The sequence below is a fragment of the Nonomuraea sp. NPDC050643 genome (assembly GCF_040654715.1).
GTDB lineage: Bacteria > Actinomycetota > Actinomycetes > Streptosporangiales > Streptosporangiaceae > Nonomuraea.
The window spans coordinates 254040-268575 of record NZ_JBFAIM010000003.1 but is presented as its reverse complement, the minus strand read 5'-3'; the positions used below and the strand labels follow the sequence as shown (position 1 = coordinate 268575).

Annotated in this window: 11 protein-coding genes; 5 read left to right on the top strand and 6 right to left on the bottom strand. The window is 70.0% G+C overall.

The features are described 5' to 3' along the window. Nucleotide 1: 1 nt before the first annotated feature. The 3 genes from AB0I15_RS05430 to AB0I15_RS05420 form a co-directional block, all read right to left on the bottom strand. A complete protein-coding gene (locus AB0I15_RS05430) occupies nt 2–529 on the bottom strand; it encodes a flavin reductase family protein (RefSeq protein ID WP_358090532.1) in 528 nt (175 codons plus the stop codon). A 345-nt stretch (nt 530–874) separates the two neighbouring features. Further along, complete coding sequence (locus tag AB0I15_RS05425) at nt 875–3514, bottom strand: hypothetical protein (RefSeq protein WP_358090530.1); 2640 nt, start codon at nt 3512–3514, stop codon at nt 875–877. 123 nt (nt 3515–3637) lie between these two features. Further along, complete coding sequence (locus AB0I15_RS05420; protein WP_358090527.1) at nt 3638–4957, bottom strand: hypothetical protein; 1320 nt, start codon at nt 4955–4957, stop codon at nt 3638–3640. A 197-nt stretch (nt 4958–5154) separates the two neighbouring features. Between AB0I15_RS05420 and AB0I15_RS05415 the strand changes: the two genes are divergently transcribed. Together AB0I15_RS05415 and AB0I15_RS05410 are read left to right on the top strand one after the other, a co-directional pair. Further along, the gene (locus AB0I15_RS05415) at nt 5155–5763 is read left to right on the top strand and encodes a dihydrofolate reductase family protein (protein ID WP_358090524.1); all 609 of its coding nucleotides are present in this window, start codon (nt 5155–5157) and stop codon (nt 5761–5763) included. Between the two features lie 37 nt (nt 5764–5800). After that, nucleotides 5801–6013, top strand: a complete 213-nt coding sequence (locus tag AB0I15_RS05410) for a hypothetical protein (protein ID WP_358090521.1) — start codon at nt 5801–5803, stop codon at nt 6011–6013. 6 nt (nt 6014–6019) lie between these two features. Here the strand turns inward: AB0I15_RS05410 and AB0I15_RS05405 are convergent, their stop codons facing one another. Beyond that, a complete protein-coding gene (locus tag AB0I15_RS05405) occupies nt 6020–7159 on the bottom strand; it encodes a trypsin-like peptidase domain-containing protein (RefSeq protein ID WP_358090518.1) in 1140 nt (379 codons plus the stop codon). A 324-nt stretch (nt 7160–7483) separates the two neighbouring features. On the opposite strand from AB0I15_RS05405, the gene AB0I15_RS05400 reads away from it, so the two are divergent. After that, a complete protein-coding gene (locus AB0I15_RS05400) occupies nt 7484–8473 on the top strand; it encodes a hypothetical protein (RefSeq protein ID WP_358090516.1) in 990 nt (329 codons plus the stop codon). 37 nt (nt 8474–8510) lie between these two features. On the opposite strand, the gene AB0I15_RS05395 is transcribed toward AB0I15_RS05400, so the two are convergent. Next, entirely contained in the window at nt 8511–9419 is a 909-nt protein-coding gene (locus AB0I15_RS05395) for a sugar phosphate isomerase/epimerase (protein WP_358090513.1), read from the bottom strand. Nucleotides 9420–9429: 10 nt separating this feature from the next. Further along, nucleotides 9430–11448, bottom strand: a complete 2019-nt coding sequence (locus tag AB0I15_RS05390; protein WP_358090510.1) for a PQQ-dependent sugar dehydrogenase — start codon at nt 11446–11448, stop codon at nt 9430–9432. A 388-nt stretch (nt 11449–11836) separates the two neighbouring features. Between AB0I15_RS05390 and AB0I15_RS05385 the strand changes: the two genes are divergently transcribed. Next, complete coding sequence (locus tag AB0I15_RS05385; protein ID WP_358090507.1) at nt 11837–12136, top strand: hypothetical protein; 300 nt, start codon at nt 11837–11839, stop codon at nt 12134–12136. Nucleotides 12137–12180: 44 nt separating this feature from the next. Further along, complete coding sequence (locus AB0I15_RS05380) at nt 12181–14391, top strand: hypothetical protein (RefSeq protein ID WP_358090505.1); 2211 nt, start codon at nt 12181–12183, stop codon at nt 14389–14391. The last annotated feature ends 145 nt before the right edge of the window (nt 14392–14536 follow it).

The window sequence follows — 14536 nt, the reverse complement described above, 5'->3', positions numbered from 1 at the left end:
TTCAGGAGTCGGGGTGGGCCAGGAAGCGGCCGAAACGGCCCTGGTGGTAGAGCAGGGGGCGGCCGGTGTTGTGCACGTCGGCCTCGGCCACCAGGCCGACCACCAGGACGTGGTCGCCGACCTCGGCCCGCTCGTAGGGCAGGCAGATCAGGTGGGCCGAGACGTCCCGCAGTAGGGGGGCGCCGAGCGGGCCCGGCCGCCAGCGGGTGGGCGCGCCGAACCGGTCGATGCCCCTGCGGGCGAAACGCGACGCCAGGTCGGCCTGGTCGCTGGCCAGGATGTTGACGGCGAAGTGGTCGGCGGTGCTGAGCTGGGGCCACGTGGTCGAGGAACGGTCCACGTAGAAGGAGACCAGGGGCGGTTCGAGGCTGACCGAGGAGAAGGAGGTGGCGGTGAGCCCGACGGGGATGCCGTCACTCTGGGCGGTGATGACCACGACACCACTGGCGTGTACGGCGAGGGCCTGCCTGAACTGGTCGGCGGCCACAGCGCGATCAGGCAGCGTGCGGTCGGGCAGCGTGTCGGTCATGCGGGCGCCTCCATATGTCACTGATGGCAAGATCACGAGAGTTCCTCACGGGGAAAGGCATGCTCACGCGGCCCGGTCTCGGGCGGGGAGCGAAAATCGTCGGCGAGGGCGTGGGCGGCGTCGGCCACGCCGGGAGCACGAGGGTGAAGGTGGCTACAGATCCGTGATCAACGACACTGTGCGCTGGCGACGTGACCGAAGTCCACGTGGGAGCGCTTGGTCAGCAGGGAGCCCTTGCTCATGCCATCGACGCTAGGCCGCGATTCCGGATAAGTCAATATTTCCTACTGGTTTTGACGGAAATAACCTTAGCCGCGATCGGCGGGAGTGGCCGGCCCGGCGCGATCAGCCGTGGTCGGATTCCAGCAGGCCGGGGCCGCCGGGCAGGCGGAACAGCACGATGAAGGTGGCCACCAGGGCGGTCCAGCCGGTCTGGTGGGCCGCCCCGAGGCCGGCGCCGTTGTCGCCGTGGAAGTACTCGTGGAACTGGATGAGGTCACGCCAGTGCGGGTCCTGCTGGAACACGCTCTGCCCGCCGTACACCGGGCGGCGCCCTTCCCCGTCGCGCAGGAAGATCCGGGTGCACCGGTCGGCGATCTCCTTGGCCACCTCGAAGAGCGTCATCCTGACGCCGGACCCGGTCGGGCACTCGACGGTGAAGGAGTCACCGTAGAAGGAGTGCAGTTGCAGCAGGGCCCTGACGATGAGGGCGTTCATCGGGAACCAGATCGGGCCGCGCCAGTTGGAGTTGCCGCCGAACATCCCGGAGTCGGACTCGGCGGGCAGGTAGCCGACGCGGTGGCACTGGTCCCCGACCCAGAACTCGTACGGGTGCTCGGCGTGGTGCCGCGAGAGCGAGCGGATGCCGTAGGTGCCAAAAAACTCCTTCTCGTCGAGCAGGCTCGCCAGCACCGCGCGCAGTTTGCGCTCGTCCAGCGGCGACAGCAGCGCCCGGTCCGCGCGCGCCTGGTCCTGGCCCGCCAGCCCGGACAGCTCGGGGTGGCGCCGGACGAACTCCCGCACGCGTTCGGTCACCCTGGCGATGTGCGGCGCGCCCGTGTCGACGAAGGTGGTCGAGGCGCAGAGCGGCAGCAGGCCCACGAGCGAGCGCACCCGCAGGCGGGTGGCGTTGCCGTCGGGCAGGAACAGCACGTCGTAGAAGAAGCCGTCCTGCTCGTCCCACATCTCGTCCTTGAGGTCGCCGACGCGGTCCATCGAGGCGGAGATCCACAAAAAGTGCTCGGCGAACTTGACCGCCATCTCCTCGTAGACGGGGTTGCGGGCGGCCAGCGTGAGCGAGATCTGCAGCATGCACTGACTGAAGAAGGCCATCCAGGCCGTGCCGTCGGCCTGCTCTAGCCGTCCTCCGGTGGGCAGGTCGGCGCTGCGGTCGAACACGCCGATGTTGTCCAGGCCGAGGAAGCCGCCCTGGAAGACGTTGCGGCCGTCGGGGTCCTTGCGGTTGACCCACCAGGTGAAGTTGATCAGCAGCTTCTGGAACACGCGCTCCAGGAAGTCGAGGTCGGAGCGGCCGGTCATCGTGCGCTCGAGGTTGAAGACGAAGTCCGCCGCCCACGCCTGCACCGGCGGGTTGACGTCGGAGAAGTTCCACTCGTAGGCCGGGATCTGGCCGTTGGGGTGCAGGTGGCGCTCGTTGAGCAGCAGCTCCACCTGCTCCTTGGCGAAGCCGAGGTCCACCACGGCCAGCGCCACCGTGTGGAAGGCCAGGTCCCAGGCGGCGAACCAGGGATATTCCCACTTGTCGGGCATGGAGATGATGTCGTTGCTCTCCATGTGGTACCAGGAGTGGTTGCGGCGCGTGGTGCGGCTCCACGGGTCCAGCCCGTGCTCGTTCAGCCAGGTGCCGACGTCGTAGCCGTAGTACTGCTTCGACCACAGCAGGCCCGCCAGCGCCTGGCGCAGGACCAGCGCCTCGTCCTCGCCGGTGCCCGCCGGGGTGAGCCCGGCGTAGAAGGCGTCGGCCTCCTGCCGCCGCGCCCGCAGCACGTCGGCGAACTCCGCGCCGAACGGCTCGGGCGGCTCACCCGCGGCCAGCCGCAGGCGTACCGTTCCCGTGCCTCCCGCGGGGACCGTCAGCACGTAGTGGGCCGCGGCCTTGGTGCCGGTTAGGCCGGGGTTCACGGCGGTCTGCTCGCCGTTGAGGACGTAGCGGCCGATGCCGTCCTTGACGTACGGGGAGGCGCTGCGTCCGCCGAAGACGCGCTCGTTGTCGGTCTCGTTCTCGGTGAACAGCAGCGGCGGGCCGCCCTCGCAGTGAAGCCGGTACGCGCCCAGCTCCGCGTGCTCCGCCTGGACCACGCCGGGGGCCGGCGCGCTGAGCACGGGCTTGGCCGAGCCCTCCCCCCACGACCAGGTGTTGCGGAACCACAGGGTCGGCAGGACGTGCAGCACGGCCTCCTCCGGGCCCCGGTTGACCGCCCGCACCTCGATCAGCAGGTCGTCGGGCCCGGCCTTGGCGTACTCCATGAACACGTCGAAGTAGCGGCCGCCGTCGAAGACGCCGGTGTCGAGCAGCTCGTACTCGAAGGCGGTCCGGTCGCGCTCGCGGTTGACGTTCACGAGGTCGCCGTACGGGAAGCGCGCCTGCGGATACTTGTACAGGAACAGCATCCGGGAGTGGGTGGGCGTGCTGTCGAGGTAGAAGTAGTGCTCCTTGACGTCCTCGCCGTGGTTGCCCTCGCCGTTGGCCAGCCCGAACGGCCGCTCCTTGAGTATCGGGTCGCGGCCGTTCCACAACGCCACCGACAGGCACAGCCGCTGCCCGTCGTCGCAGATCCCGCCGAGCCCGTCCTCACCCCACCGGTACGCCCGCGACCGCGCGTGGTCGTGCGGGAAGTACGACCAGGCGTCGCCGGACGCGCTGTAGTCCTCGCGGACCGTTCCCCACTGCCGCTCGGACAGGTAGGGCCCCCAGCGCCGCCAGGCCGTACCGGCCTGCTCCAACCGTGCTCGTTCAGCTTCCATGTCCGGATCCCGTCTGCGATGGCGGTCGCCCTGCCTGTTCCGGGTGTCGGCCTCCAGCGCAGAGTACGTCCTGGGCAGGCTGATCGCACCGCCCCCCGCCGCGCCCATCCCGGCCCTGCCGGCTCAGGTGGGGCAGGCAGGGAACAGTGGGCGGGTGCCGGTGGGCCGGGCGGACGGGTCGGTGAAGCGGCAGCCGTAGGCCGGGTCCGCCACCGTGGCCGGGTCGGTCACGTCGTCGCCGGCCGGGCGCGGGCCGCCGCGTTCCCAGCGGACCAGATCGTCCCAGGCCGCCCCGGCCTCGGCGGCGCTGAACTCGCAGTGCCCCACCGCCCGGATCGCCCGCTGCACCAGCAGCCCGGCACGCCCCTGACGGGTCACGTCGGCCCGGTAGTACTGCTCCATCGAGAACGGCACGAAGTTGTCGCCCAGGTCGTGCAGCGACAGCACGGGCACGTCGATCCTGCCCGAGACGGCCGGTACGGCGGTCAGCCGGTGGGTACGGCGGGCCACCGGGTCCTCGGGCGGCACCCGCTGGACGCTCGCGTTGACGTCGACCGGCGAGCTGGGACGGTAGCCGGTGCCCAGGTTGGTGGCCACCCGGCCCGGCTCCTGGGCCAGCGTGCCGTCCCCGGCGGGGCCGGCCAGCCCGAACAGGAAGTCCTTCCAGTACGTGAACGCGGCCTGCGCCCCGGGGCGGTCGCCGCCGGTCAGGTTGACCACGATGGCGCGGAACTGCTCGCCGAGCGCGTTGCCCGGCCCCTGCCCGGCCAGGCCCAGCCGCTCCTCGATCAGGGGCACGGCGGAGGTCGCGTAGTCCGCCGGGAACGGGAACGCCGGCACGTCCGCCAGGTCCTGCGCGGCCAGGTGGAAGTCGAGGAAGAAGTCGAACAGCTCGTGGTCGCCCAGCACCCCGCACATGGGCAGGGCCGCGTCGTAGAAGCCCGGGTACTCCTCGAGCGAACGCACGGTGACGTGCCCGCCCATGGAGACCCCGGCCAGGAAGACGCGCCGTGGCTTGCCCACCACCCGCCTGAAGTGGTCGGCCAGGTCGCGGGTGCTGCGCACGCCGGCCCGCACGTCATAGTCGTTGCCGTAGTAGGAGGACGCCGCCCAGGCGAAGCCCTGGTCCAGCAGGCGCTGGCGCAGCCCGTACCCGGGCGGGTCCACGGTGAGGACCCGGGTGTCGCCCCGGAAGCCGTGCGCCCACATCAGCAGGGAGCCGTTCCACCGTGGCGGCACCTCGATGTCGTAGGCCGCGTGACCGTGCACCCCTTGCAGCACCCGGCTCGGCCGCCCGCCCACCGTCGCGGGCGCCAGCGGAGGGTTGTCGATCGTGTAGCCGGGAAGCGGCTGATCACCGGGTACGCGGTCGCCGCCGGCCACCGGGACGTCCGCGAGGACGGGGGCGGGCCCGGGGACGAACAGCACGGCGGATAACGCCATGGCGGAAAGGATCATGCTCCGACGGCGCATCTGCCGACACCTCCGAGGCGACCTGCTCAGGGGACGATGATTCGTTCATACTCCGGGGGACCTGCCGGAGAAAGGGCCCACCGGCCTTAGGGACGTCTTAAGAAATCCGTAAACGGGTTCCGGCAGGCTGAGACCACAGCACACAGACGAACAAGAGGAGCATTCAGATGGCCAGCAGGCTGGTGGTTTCGACTTTCCTGTCGTTGGACGGCATCATGCAGGCCCCCGGCGGGCCCGGCGAGGACGACTCCAACGACTTCCCGCACGGCGGATGGCTGGCCCCGCACGTCGACGAGAAGTTCGGCCAGATCATGGGCGAGCAGCTCGAGCGGGCCGACGGCATGCTGCTGGGCCGCAGGTCGTACGACATCCTCTCCTCGTACTGGCCCGACGTGCCCGACGAGGAGGGCGGCGCCAAGATCAACGGCATGACCAAGTACGTCATCACGAGGTCGCCCATGACCGCCGCATGGCGCAACACGAAGGTGCTGGTGGGCGACGCGGCTGAGACCGTGGCCGGCCTGAAGCGGGAGACCGACGGCGAGATCCTCGTCCAGGGCAGCAGCGAGGTCCTCCGTACGCTGCAGCGGGCCGAGCTGATCGACGAGTACCGCCTGCTGATCTTCCCCGTCGTCCTCGGCGAGGGGAAGCGGCTGTTCGCCGAGGGCACCCTGCCGGCCGGGCTGAAGTTCACCGGCTCGACGGCCACCGACGCCGGCGTCCTGTACGTCACCTACGAGTGGGCCGGCAAGCCCCTGTACGGCTCTGTCGCCTAGCGGGTGCCGGGGTTACCCTCCTGCGCGGGAGAGCCCCATGGACGAGGACTTAGTGCTGTCGGAGTGGCGCTTCGAGGTCACGGCGCTGCCTGACGGCGCGCTGCGGATCCGCCAGGACCCCCTGCGCGTGCCGGGGCGGCGGCGGGTGACCGTCCTGGACGCCGAGCGCCGGCGGCGCCGCTCCCCGTGGCGGCGCCGCTGGTGGCACCGCCTCTTCGGGCGGCACCGCTCGTACGGGCGGCTCAGCTAGCGACGGTCACTTCTTCTCCTCCATCGTGACGCTCACCGTGCTCGGCTTGCCGTCGCGCTGGTAGGTGAGCTCGACGCGCTGGCCGACCTTGTATCCGCGTACCTGGCCGACGATCGTGTCCCCGCCCTGGACCGGCGTGCTGCCGATCTTGGTGATCAGGTCGCCCTGCTTGAGCCCGGCCTTCTCGGCCGGGCCGTCCGCGGTCACCTCGCGGACGAGCGCGCCGGGCACGTCGCCGGTGGCGTCGGCGAGGCTCACCCCGAGGTACGCGTGGCTCACCGTCCCCTTGCTGATGAGCTGCTCGGACACGTGCTTGGCGGTGTTCGCGGGGATCGCGAAGCCCAGGTTGACCCCGTCGGCGGCGACCGCGCTGTTGATGCCGACCAGTTCGCCGGCCGCGTTCACCAGGGCGCCGCCCGAGTTGCCGGGGTTGATGGCCGCGTCGGTCTGGATCATGCCCCCGAGCGTGGTCGTCTCGGACGCCTGTTGCTGCTGGCCGCCCAGACCGGGCGGAAGCTCCTGGCCGCCGCCGCCGCTGCCGGCCGTCACCGTACGGTCGAGCGCGCTGATGATGCCGGCCGTCACCGTGCCGTCCAGGCCGAGCGGGCTGCCGATGGCCAGGACGTCGTCGCCGACCTTGAGCCGGTCGCTGTCGCCGAGCGTCACCTTGGCCAGCCCCGACACGCCCTTGGCCCTGATGACGGCCAGGTCGGTGGCCGGGTCGGTGCCGACCACGCTCGCCTTGGCGGTCCTGCCGTCGCTGAACTGCACGGTGAACTCGGTGTTCTGGCCGGCCACGACGTGGTTGTTGGTCAGGATCAGCCCGTCCTCCGACAGCACCACGCCGGAGCCCTCGCTCGACTGCCCCTTGATCATCACGACCGACGGCTGCACCTTCGCCGCCACCTGCGCGACCGTGAACTGGTCGGAGGCGGTCCGGAACACCGGGCTCGCCACGGTCGTGGTGGCGGCCGGCGCCGGCTGGGCCGCCCCGGCGAAGTACGCGCCCACGGCCCCGCCGCCCAGCGCCGCCGCCGACAGGGCGGTCACGGCGGCCAGCGCGAGCCCGGCGATCGCCCTGCGGCTGAACGGGAATCCCGCCCGCCGCGCCGGCGGAGCGGGAGCCGGAGGGGGCGGTGTGAACAACGGGCTCCGCCGGGCGAATCCCCCCGCGGAAGGGGGAGTGTCACCGAATTGGCTCCAACCACCTGCGCGCCGCTCGCTGGGCTCGTTCACGTCCATGTCATCTCCTAGAGTCCCGATGACACAAGAGTGGGAGATGAGGCGTAAGTCCTGCTTAAGCGCATGATCCTGGAGTGCGGCAGGCCCTGATGCCGGCCTTATCGCCGCTGGCAGCACGCGAGAGGGCCGGCCCGAAATTCCCGAAAAACGGCCGGGATAGGACACCCCATTGAAGGCGGACCCGTCGCGGAGTACGAACGAGTCCACCACTGGAACGGGGGATTTGTCATGGCCGATCGATCACGCTGCCTGGACCAGCCCAAAGAACTCCTGCTCACTGTGCTCTGCCTCGACGAGCTCTCCAAGGACGCGCGCGGCGAGCTGTCGCGGCCCACCGCCGAGCGGGAGCGGTGCCGCGAGCGGGACTGCGTCACCCTCAAGACCGTCCACACGCTGTCGCTGGAGGTCCGCTCGCACGTGCCCTGCGACTCACGGCTCGGACAGGCGCTCGACGGACGACTCGAAGTACGCAACCTGACCACGGCCTTCGCCGGCGGCGACGGTGAACGGCGCGGGGTGCACGCGGGGGACGTGCTCTGGAACGCCGCCGGCACCATCGTCGAGGGCAACCTGTCGGGGATGACGAACGTCGGCACCCATCGCGAGCCCTTCTTCGAGCCCGTCCAGGTCTGCGACACGAAGGGGGTCATGGAGGGCCGCCTGTGCGGCGAGGTCGTACGGACCCGGGACCGGAACCTGCTCGGGGCCCGGGTGATGGCCACCTACCGGCTGCGGTTCGACCCCTCGCGGGAGGGCGGGTCCGGGGGCGTGTCGGGCACGCTGGAGGGCGTCGTGATCAGCGACTGCCCCGACCGGCCCGCCGAGCCCGAGTGCGTCGAGTTCACCGTCACCGGTGTCGGGCCGAACCCGCGGGTCGAGGGCGCCATCACGTTCACGGTCTTCGTCGCCTCGGGCTCGCCCGCGCCCGACACGCACGTCGTCACCTGGGGCGGCACCACGGGGCTCAACCTGCTCATGGCCGCCTCGGCGCTGTTCCCGTCGCCGGTCGCCCAGGTGGACGCGACGCTCGTGCACTTCGCCCAGCCGGCCACGGTCACGGCCTTCGACTCCGCGGGCGGCATTCTCAGCACGGCCACCATGACCGCGCCGCAGGGCGTCACGCAGACGCTGACGCTCAACGGGCCCGGCATCGCCAAGCTCGAGATCGCCTGCCCGCAGGCCGACACCCTGCTGACCCGTCTCTGTCACACCACCTGAGCCCGGCCCCGGGGGGACCGGGCTCTCCCGAAGGTCGTCAGTACCGCAGCCTGCGCAGGTAGCGGTAGCCGACCTCCGAGGTACGCCGGGGAGTCACGTCGGGAGTGTCGTTCTCCACGATGTACTCCCTCACCCGGTGCGCGTCGAAGACCCGCCGGAAGTCGATGGTCCCGGTGCCGAGGTCGGCCATGTCGCCGTCCAGGTGCCGGTCCTTGACGTGGTACTGCAGCACGCGCTGCGGCGCCCTCCGGATGACGTCGATCGCGAAGCGCACCGGGTCGCGGGCGCCGCGCCCGACGCCGCCGGTGACCGCCCAGTAGATGTCGATCTCCAGGTGGACCAGGCGCGGGTCGAGCTCGGAGGTGAGCACGTCCCACGGTGTCACGCCGCCGCCGAGGTCGGTCGTGAACTCGTGGGCGTGGTTGTGGTAGCCGTAGCGCAGGCCGGCCTTCCTGGCGGCCAGCGCCTCCACGTTCATGCGCTCGGCCCAGCCCTTCCACTCGTCCAGGCTGGTGGAGCTCAGGTAGGGCACGACCATGTACGTCTGGCCGAGGGTGAGCGCGTTGTCGATCTTCGTCTCCAGCGCGGCGTCGTCGGCGCTGATGCCGTCGTGGCTGGAGCTGGCCCGGATGCCGAGCCCGTCGAGGAACCGGCGTAACTGCCGTGCCGTCCGGCCGAAGTAGCCGAGCGCCAGCTCGACCTTCGGGTAGCCGATCCCGGCCAGGTAGGCGAGCGTGGTGTCGTAGTTCTGGGCCAGGTCGTCACGCACGGTCCAGAGCTGGATGCTGATCTGGTCCGGCGGGACGCGGTCGCGCCCTCCGTGGTGCGGCGTCGCCGCGGAGGTCGCGGCCGCCGCCGGGGACGTGGCGGCGAACGCGGCCGCCCCGAGTCCGAGGCCCGCGGCGGCGAGCAGAGAACGCCTGCTGGGGCCGTAGCCGTAACACATGGGGTCTCCCCTAACTCGTGGGCTGGAGCACGACCTGGGTGCTGCTCGTCAGCGGGGGCAGGCCCCCGGTGCCCGGGTCGGTGTAGGTGGCCACGAACACGCCGGTGAGATCGTCGTTCTCCGGGTCGTGCCCGCCCGGCTCCGTGGTCTGGATGGAGCCCGTGCAGCCGCGCGCCGTGGTCTGCGGATGGCCGTGGTCGTCGTGGCCGAGGATGTAGTCGACGGTCACGTTGGCGCAGTTCACCGGCTGGTCGTCGGTCACCTGCACCTCGAACTCGACCACGTCCCCGAACGCGAACGTCTGCCCGTTGACCGGCCGGACCATCGTCACGACGGGCACGGCGTTGCCGACCACGATCCGCACCGACGTCGCCGCCGACATGCCGGCGGGGTCGGTGACCCGGAGCGTGGCGTTGTAGAGGCCGTTGGCCGTGAACGTGTACGAGGCGTCCGGGCTGCGCGAGTCCACCCTGCCGTCGGCGTTGAAGTCCCACGCGTAGCGGAGCCTGTCGCCGTCGGGGTCGGTCGTGCCCGTGCTAGTGAACGCGACGGTGAGCGGCGCGATGCCGGCCGTCACCGAGGCCGCGGCCACCGGGATGGGCGTGTGGTTGCCGGTGTTGCCGATGTAGTCGAAGCGGGCGAGCTGGGCGTCCGGGTTCTCGCTGAAGAAGCCGTCGCCGTACTCGAGGACGTAGAGCGAGCCGTCGGGGCCGAACTCCATGTCCATCGGGTTGTCGAACACGAACGAGGGCAGCACGGGCTCGATCCGCCCGTCACGGTGGAACGCCTTGACGTAGTCGCGGGTCCACTCGTAGAAGAGCGGGACGCCGTCGTAGTACTTCGGCCAGCCCGTGGCCGTGCGGCCACGCGTGTTGCGGGCGTCGAAGTCGTACGCGGGGCCGCCCATCGGGCCGATGCCGCCCGTGCCCAGCGCGGGGAACTCCGCCGACGGGCCGTAGGAGTACCACACGTTCGGCTGGACGACCGCCGGCAGCGCGCGCACGCCGGTGTTGCGCGGCGACTCGTTGACGGGCGCGGCGCAGTTGAACGTCGCCCCGGACGCGCTGGTCGCGAAGTCGTAGTCGACGTACGGGAGCCGCGCCGTGGCGCAGTACGGCCAGCCGTAGTTGCCCGCCCTGCGGATGGTCGTCCACTTGCCGGTGCCCGACGGGCCGCGCGCGGGGTTGGCCTCGCGGGCGTCGGGTGAGTAGTCGGCGACGTACAGATCGCCGTTGCGCCTGTTCAGCTCGATGCGGAACGGGTTGCGCAGGCCCATCGCGTAGATCTCCGGCCGGGTGCCCGACGTGCCCGGGCGGAAGAGGTTGCCACGCGGGATCGAGTAGGACCCGTTGTCGCGGACCTTGATGCGCAGGATCTTGCCGCGCAGGTCGTTGGCGTTGCCGGAGCTGCGCTGGGCGTCGAACGCCGGGTTGCGGTCGGCCCGCTCGTCGATCGGGGTGTAGCCCTCGGACTGGAACGGGTTGGTGTCGTCACCGGTCGACAGGTAGAGGTTGCCCTCGCCGTCGAACACGATGTCGCCGCCGACGTGGCAGCAGATGCCGCGGTCCACCGGCACGTCGATGACCTGCTGCTCGGTACGCAGGTCGATCGTGGCGCCCGTGAAGCGGAACCTGGACAGCCGGATCAGCCCCTTGAAGGGCGCGAAGTCCGCCGGCGTACCGGTGAACGGGGCGTCGCCCTCGTTGACGTTCGGCGTCGCCGGGTTGTCGATCGGGGTGTTCAGCGGCGGGGAGTAGTAGAGGTAGACCCAGTCGTCCTTCTTCGAGCCCTTGCCGAAGCCGGGGCTGAGGGCGACGCTCTGGAGCCCTTCCTCGTCGTGCTGGTAGACGTTGAGCGTGGCGGCCAGCGTGTTGAGTCCGGTCTTCGGGTCGTGCAACCAGACCTGACCCTTCCTGGTGGTGTGCAGGACCCTGGAGTCCGGTAACACCGCCAGGTCCATGGGCTCGCCGGGGTTGTCGTTGAGTGTCACCTTCTGGAACTGGCTGTCGGGCGGCGGAGCCTGCGTCATCTGCTTCGCCTGTGCTCCTTGCCTTGCCTGTGCGACTTGCTCTGCTTGGAGGGCTTGTGCGGCTGTGCTCGGCATGAGGATGGCCGCGGCAGTCATGGCCGCGATCGCGGTTCTCGCTCGCATGCCTCTCTCCTTCGGTCTACTCGGGGGGACAAGAGAGGGCAAAGTAACGTGAATGTAACCCGAGTTACGCCGATCGAGGAGGGCCTAATCCCAGACGATCAACGAACTTTCGCCTCCCATCGGACTAAGTTCCAGCCCTAGGGATGAAACGGACTCGTGACTAGGGTCATCCCTTAATACGTCCCTGGGGCCCTTCCCCGCAGGTCGGAATACCGTGCGGGAAGCAGGAGCCGGGCATCCGAGATGTCAAGGTCAGGACGTACAGATGACCTCCGCGCGCATCGACTTCACCGAGGGCTTCGACAACGACGAGATCATCGTCAGGGTCAATGGCGAGATCGCCTTTCATGGTCGCAACGTGACGACAAGTCCGCTGATCGGGCTGGCGGAATCCGTCGAACTCACGCTGCCGGGCGAGCACGCGGAGGCGGAGATCGAGCTACCGGGGCGCGGCGCCGCGACGCGCCTGGATCTTCGAGCGTCACGTCAGGTGGCCGTGTCGGTGTCCGGTTCCGCGCTGTCCCACACCGTGTCCGCAGAAGGCACGGAGTTCGGTTACGGCTGATCCGTGCATCACGCCCGGCAAGGAAGCCGGGCGGGGAGGTCCCCATGTCCATTCCATCCGAAGAGCCGCGCATCGCCGAAGAGCACGGCCAAGGTGTCCTCGACCCGATGTCCGCCCACTCCGAGAGCGCTCAGGAGCAGGCACTGCCCCCGCTGCCGCCGTGGCACTGCGTCCGCCTCGGCCCCGTCAGCGGCCGGTATCAGGGCTACCAGAGCACCAGCAGGACCAGCTTCCTGGACTGCCGCGTGGACATCGATCCGCGCGGCGTCAACTCGCCCGTCACCAACCGCGTCAGCGGCGACTTCCACGAGGTGTTCACGATCCAGTTGCCGGGACGGCCGCCGATCATCTGGCGCCGGTATCGCGAATCGTGGATCATCGACGCGCCACGGGCCACCTGGAGCAGGTGCGAGGTGACGATCACCGGTGAGGTGCGGTTCTGGAAGGGCACGCACCCGATGACGCAGACGCGCATCAGGATTCCCTGGGGCACGTTCGCCCCGGCCGGGCCCGCGGAGATCACCTTCACCGAGAACGGCGGCGTGGCCAGGACCTATCACTGCCCGCGCACCTCGGTGAACTTCCGTGAGATGACGCTCGAGGTCGACGTCTGCAACTCCGTGAACGTGACCCCGCTGATGCCCGCGTACCACACCCACGCCCACTCCAACCGGCCGGCGAACGTGCCGGCCAGGACGGTCACCGTCGAGAGCGCGTATCAGGAGGCCGGGATCGGGCTCACGCTCAACACCCCCGCCCACACGATCTTCGACGACGCCAACAACACCTTCAGCACCTGGTCGGCCCCCGAGCTGCACGACGCCATGGAGACGGCCTTCAGCCAGTTCTCGGGCGGCTGGCCGCGCTGGAGCATGTGGGGGTTCATGGCGGGCAGCTTCGACAACTCCGGCGTCGCCGGGATCATGTTCGACGCGGCAGCCGCCTTCGGCGGGGCGGGCGAGGCCCCGGAGCGCCAGGGGTTCGCCCTCTTCCGCAAGCACTCCTGGTTCAACAACCTGCCCTCGGGCTCCCCCGCCAACGACACCGAGGCCGCCGCCCTGCGTGACTTCCTCTACACCTACGTGCACGAGGCCGGGCACGCGTTCAACTTCCTGCACAGCTGGGACAAGGGACGGCCGGACTCCCTGTCGTGGATGAACTACCCCTGGCGGTACGACCTGCGCAACGGCACCGACACCTTCTGGAACCGGTTCATGTTCAGGTTCGACGACCAGGAGCTCATCCACATGCGCCACGGCGACATGGCCTCCGTCATCATGGGCGGCGACGCCTGGGCCAGCGGCGGCCACCTCGAGCAGCCGCAGGCGGGCGAGGCGTTCTCGGTCATGGAGGGCCTCGCGCCGGTCGAGCTGCTCCTGCGGGCCGAGCCGCCCGTCTACGACCTGATGGAGCGCGTCACGGTCGAGGCCCGGCTGCGCAACCTGCTCAACGTGCCCATGGAGATCGACACCAACCTCGACCCGGCCTACGGCTCGATGTCGGTCTTCGTCCAGCGGCCGGACGGAAGGGTGCACCACTTCGAGCCGATCATGTCGGTGATCGCCATCCCGGAGACGGCCACGCTCCAGTCGACCACCATGGCCACGACCGGCGAGGACCGGCACAGCCACGAGATCGACCTCACCTACGGCCGGTCCGGGTTCATGTTCACCGACCCCGGCACGTACCGGATCCGGGCCACCTACCACGGACCCGGCGGCATCGTGGCGATCTCCAACGTCCTGACCGTCCGGGTCCTGACGCCCGCGTCGCGCCAGGACGAGGTGCAGGCGGCGGAGTACTTCACCGACCAGGTCGGGCTCAACATCGCCCTCGGCGGCTCCGCCTCCCCGCACCTGTCCAAGGGCCTGGAGACGCTGACGGAGATCGCGCAGCGGCACAAGGACCGGCTGGTCGGGGCGCGGGCGGCGGAGATCCTCACCGGCGTGTACGGCCGCGCGTTCAACCGCGTCACCGACTACCAGCGGGGCACGTTCTCCCAGGTCGCGCGGGCCGAACCGCAGCGGGCGATCGAGCTCACGCAGCCTGCGGTCGAGCTCTACCGGAACAGCCCCGACCGGCGGCTCAACCTGGCCTACCACAACCTGGTGAGCAGGCGGGCGGATCTGCTCGCGGCGGCGGACGACTCGGAGCAGGCGCAGCGGGAGCTGCGGGAGCTGTACGACACGCTCGAACAGCGCAAGGTGCGGCCCAGCGTGCTGGAGCAGATCAGGATGCGGCAGGAGAAGGCGTGACCGCACCCTGAACCACGATGGCCGGCCGGTGCGCAACCGGCCGGCCATCCCATGGCCCGCGCGTCCAATAAGCGTCACTGTCCGTGACATGCATACCGTTACGAACACGAACCGTGTGCTGACAAAGAGTCAACACACCATTCGT

Bases quoted from the DNA above. Each gene is read 5' to 3' on its own strand.
- AB0I15_RS05415 (WP_358090524.1), top strand. From the start codon at position 5,155: ATGGCCAGCAGGCTGGTGGTTTCGACTTTCCTGTCGTTGGACGGCATC.
- AB0I15_RS05425 (WP_358090530.1), bottom strand. From the start codon at position 3,514: ATGGAAGCTGAACGAGCACGGTTGGAGCAGGCCGGTACGGCCTGGCGG.
- AB0I15_RS05420 (WP_358090527.1), bottom strand. From the start codon at position 4,957: ATGGCGTTATCCGCCGTGCTGTTCGTCCCCGGGCCCGCCCCCGTCCTC.
- AB0I15_RS05380 (WP_358090505.1), top strand. From the start codon at position 12,181: ATGTCCATTCCATCCGAAGAGCCGCGCATCGCCGAAGAGCACGGCCAA.
- AB0I15_RS05395 (WP_358090513.1), bottom strand. From the start codon at position 9,419: ATGTGTTACGGCTACGGCCCCAGCAGGCGTTCTCTGCTCGCCGCCGCG.
- AB0I15_RS05400 (WP_358090516.1), top strand. From the start codon at position 7,484: ATGGCCGATCGATCACGCTGCCTGGACCAGCCCAAAGAACTCCTGCTC.
- AB0I15_RS05410 (WP_358090521.1), top strand. From the start codon at position 5,801: ATGGACGAGGACTTAGTGCTGTCGGAGTGGCGCTTCGAGGTCACGGCG.
- AB0I15_RS05390 (WP_358090510.1), bottom strand. From the start codon at position 11,448: ATGACGCAGGCTCCGCCGCCCGACAGCCAGTTCCAGAAGGTGACACTC.
- AB0I15_RS05430 (WP_358090532.1), bottom strand. From the start codon at position 529: ATGACCGACACGCTGCCCGACCGCACGCTGCCTGATCGCGCTGTGGCC.
- AB0I15_RS05385 (WP_358090507.1), top strand. From the start codon at position 11,837: ATGACCTCCGCGCGCATCGACTTCACCGAGGGCTTCGACAACGACGAG.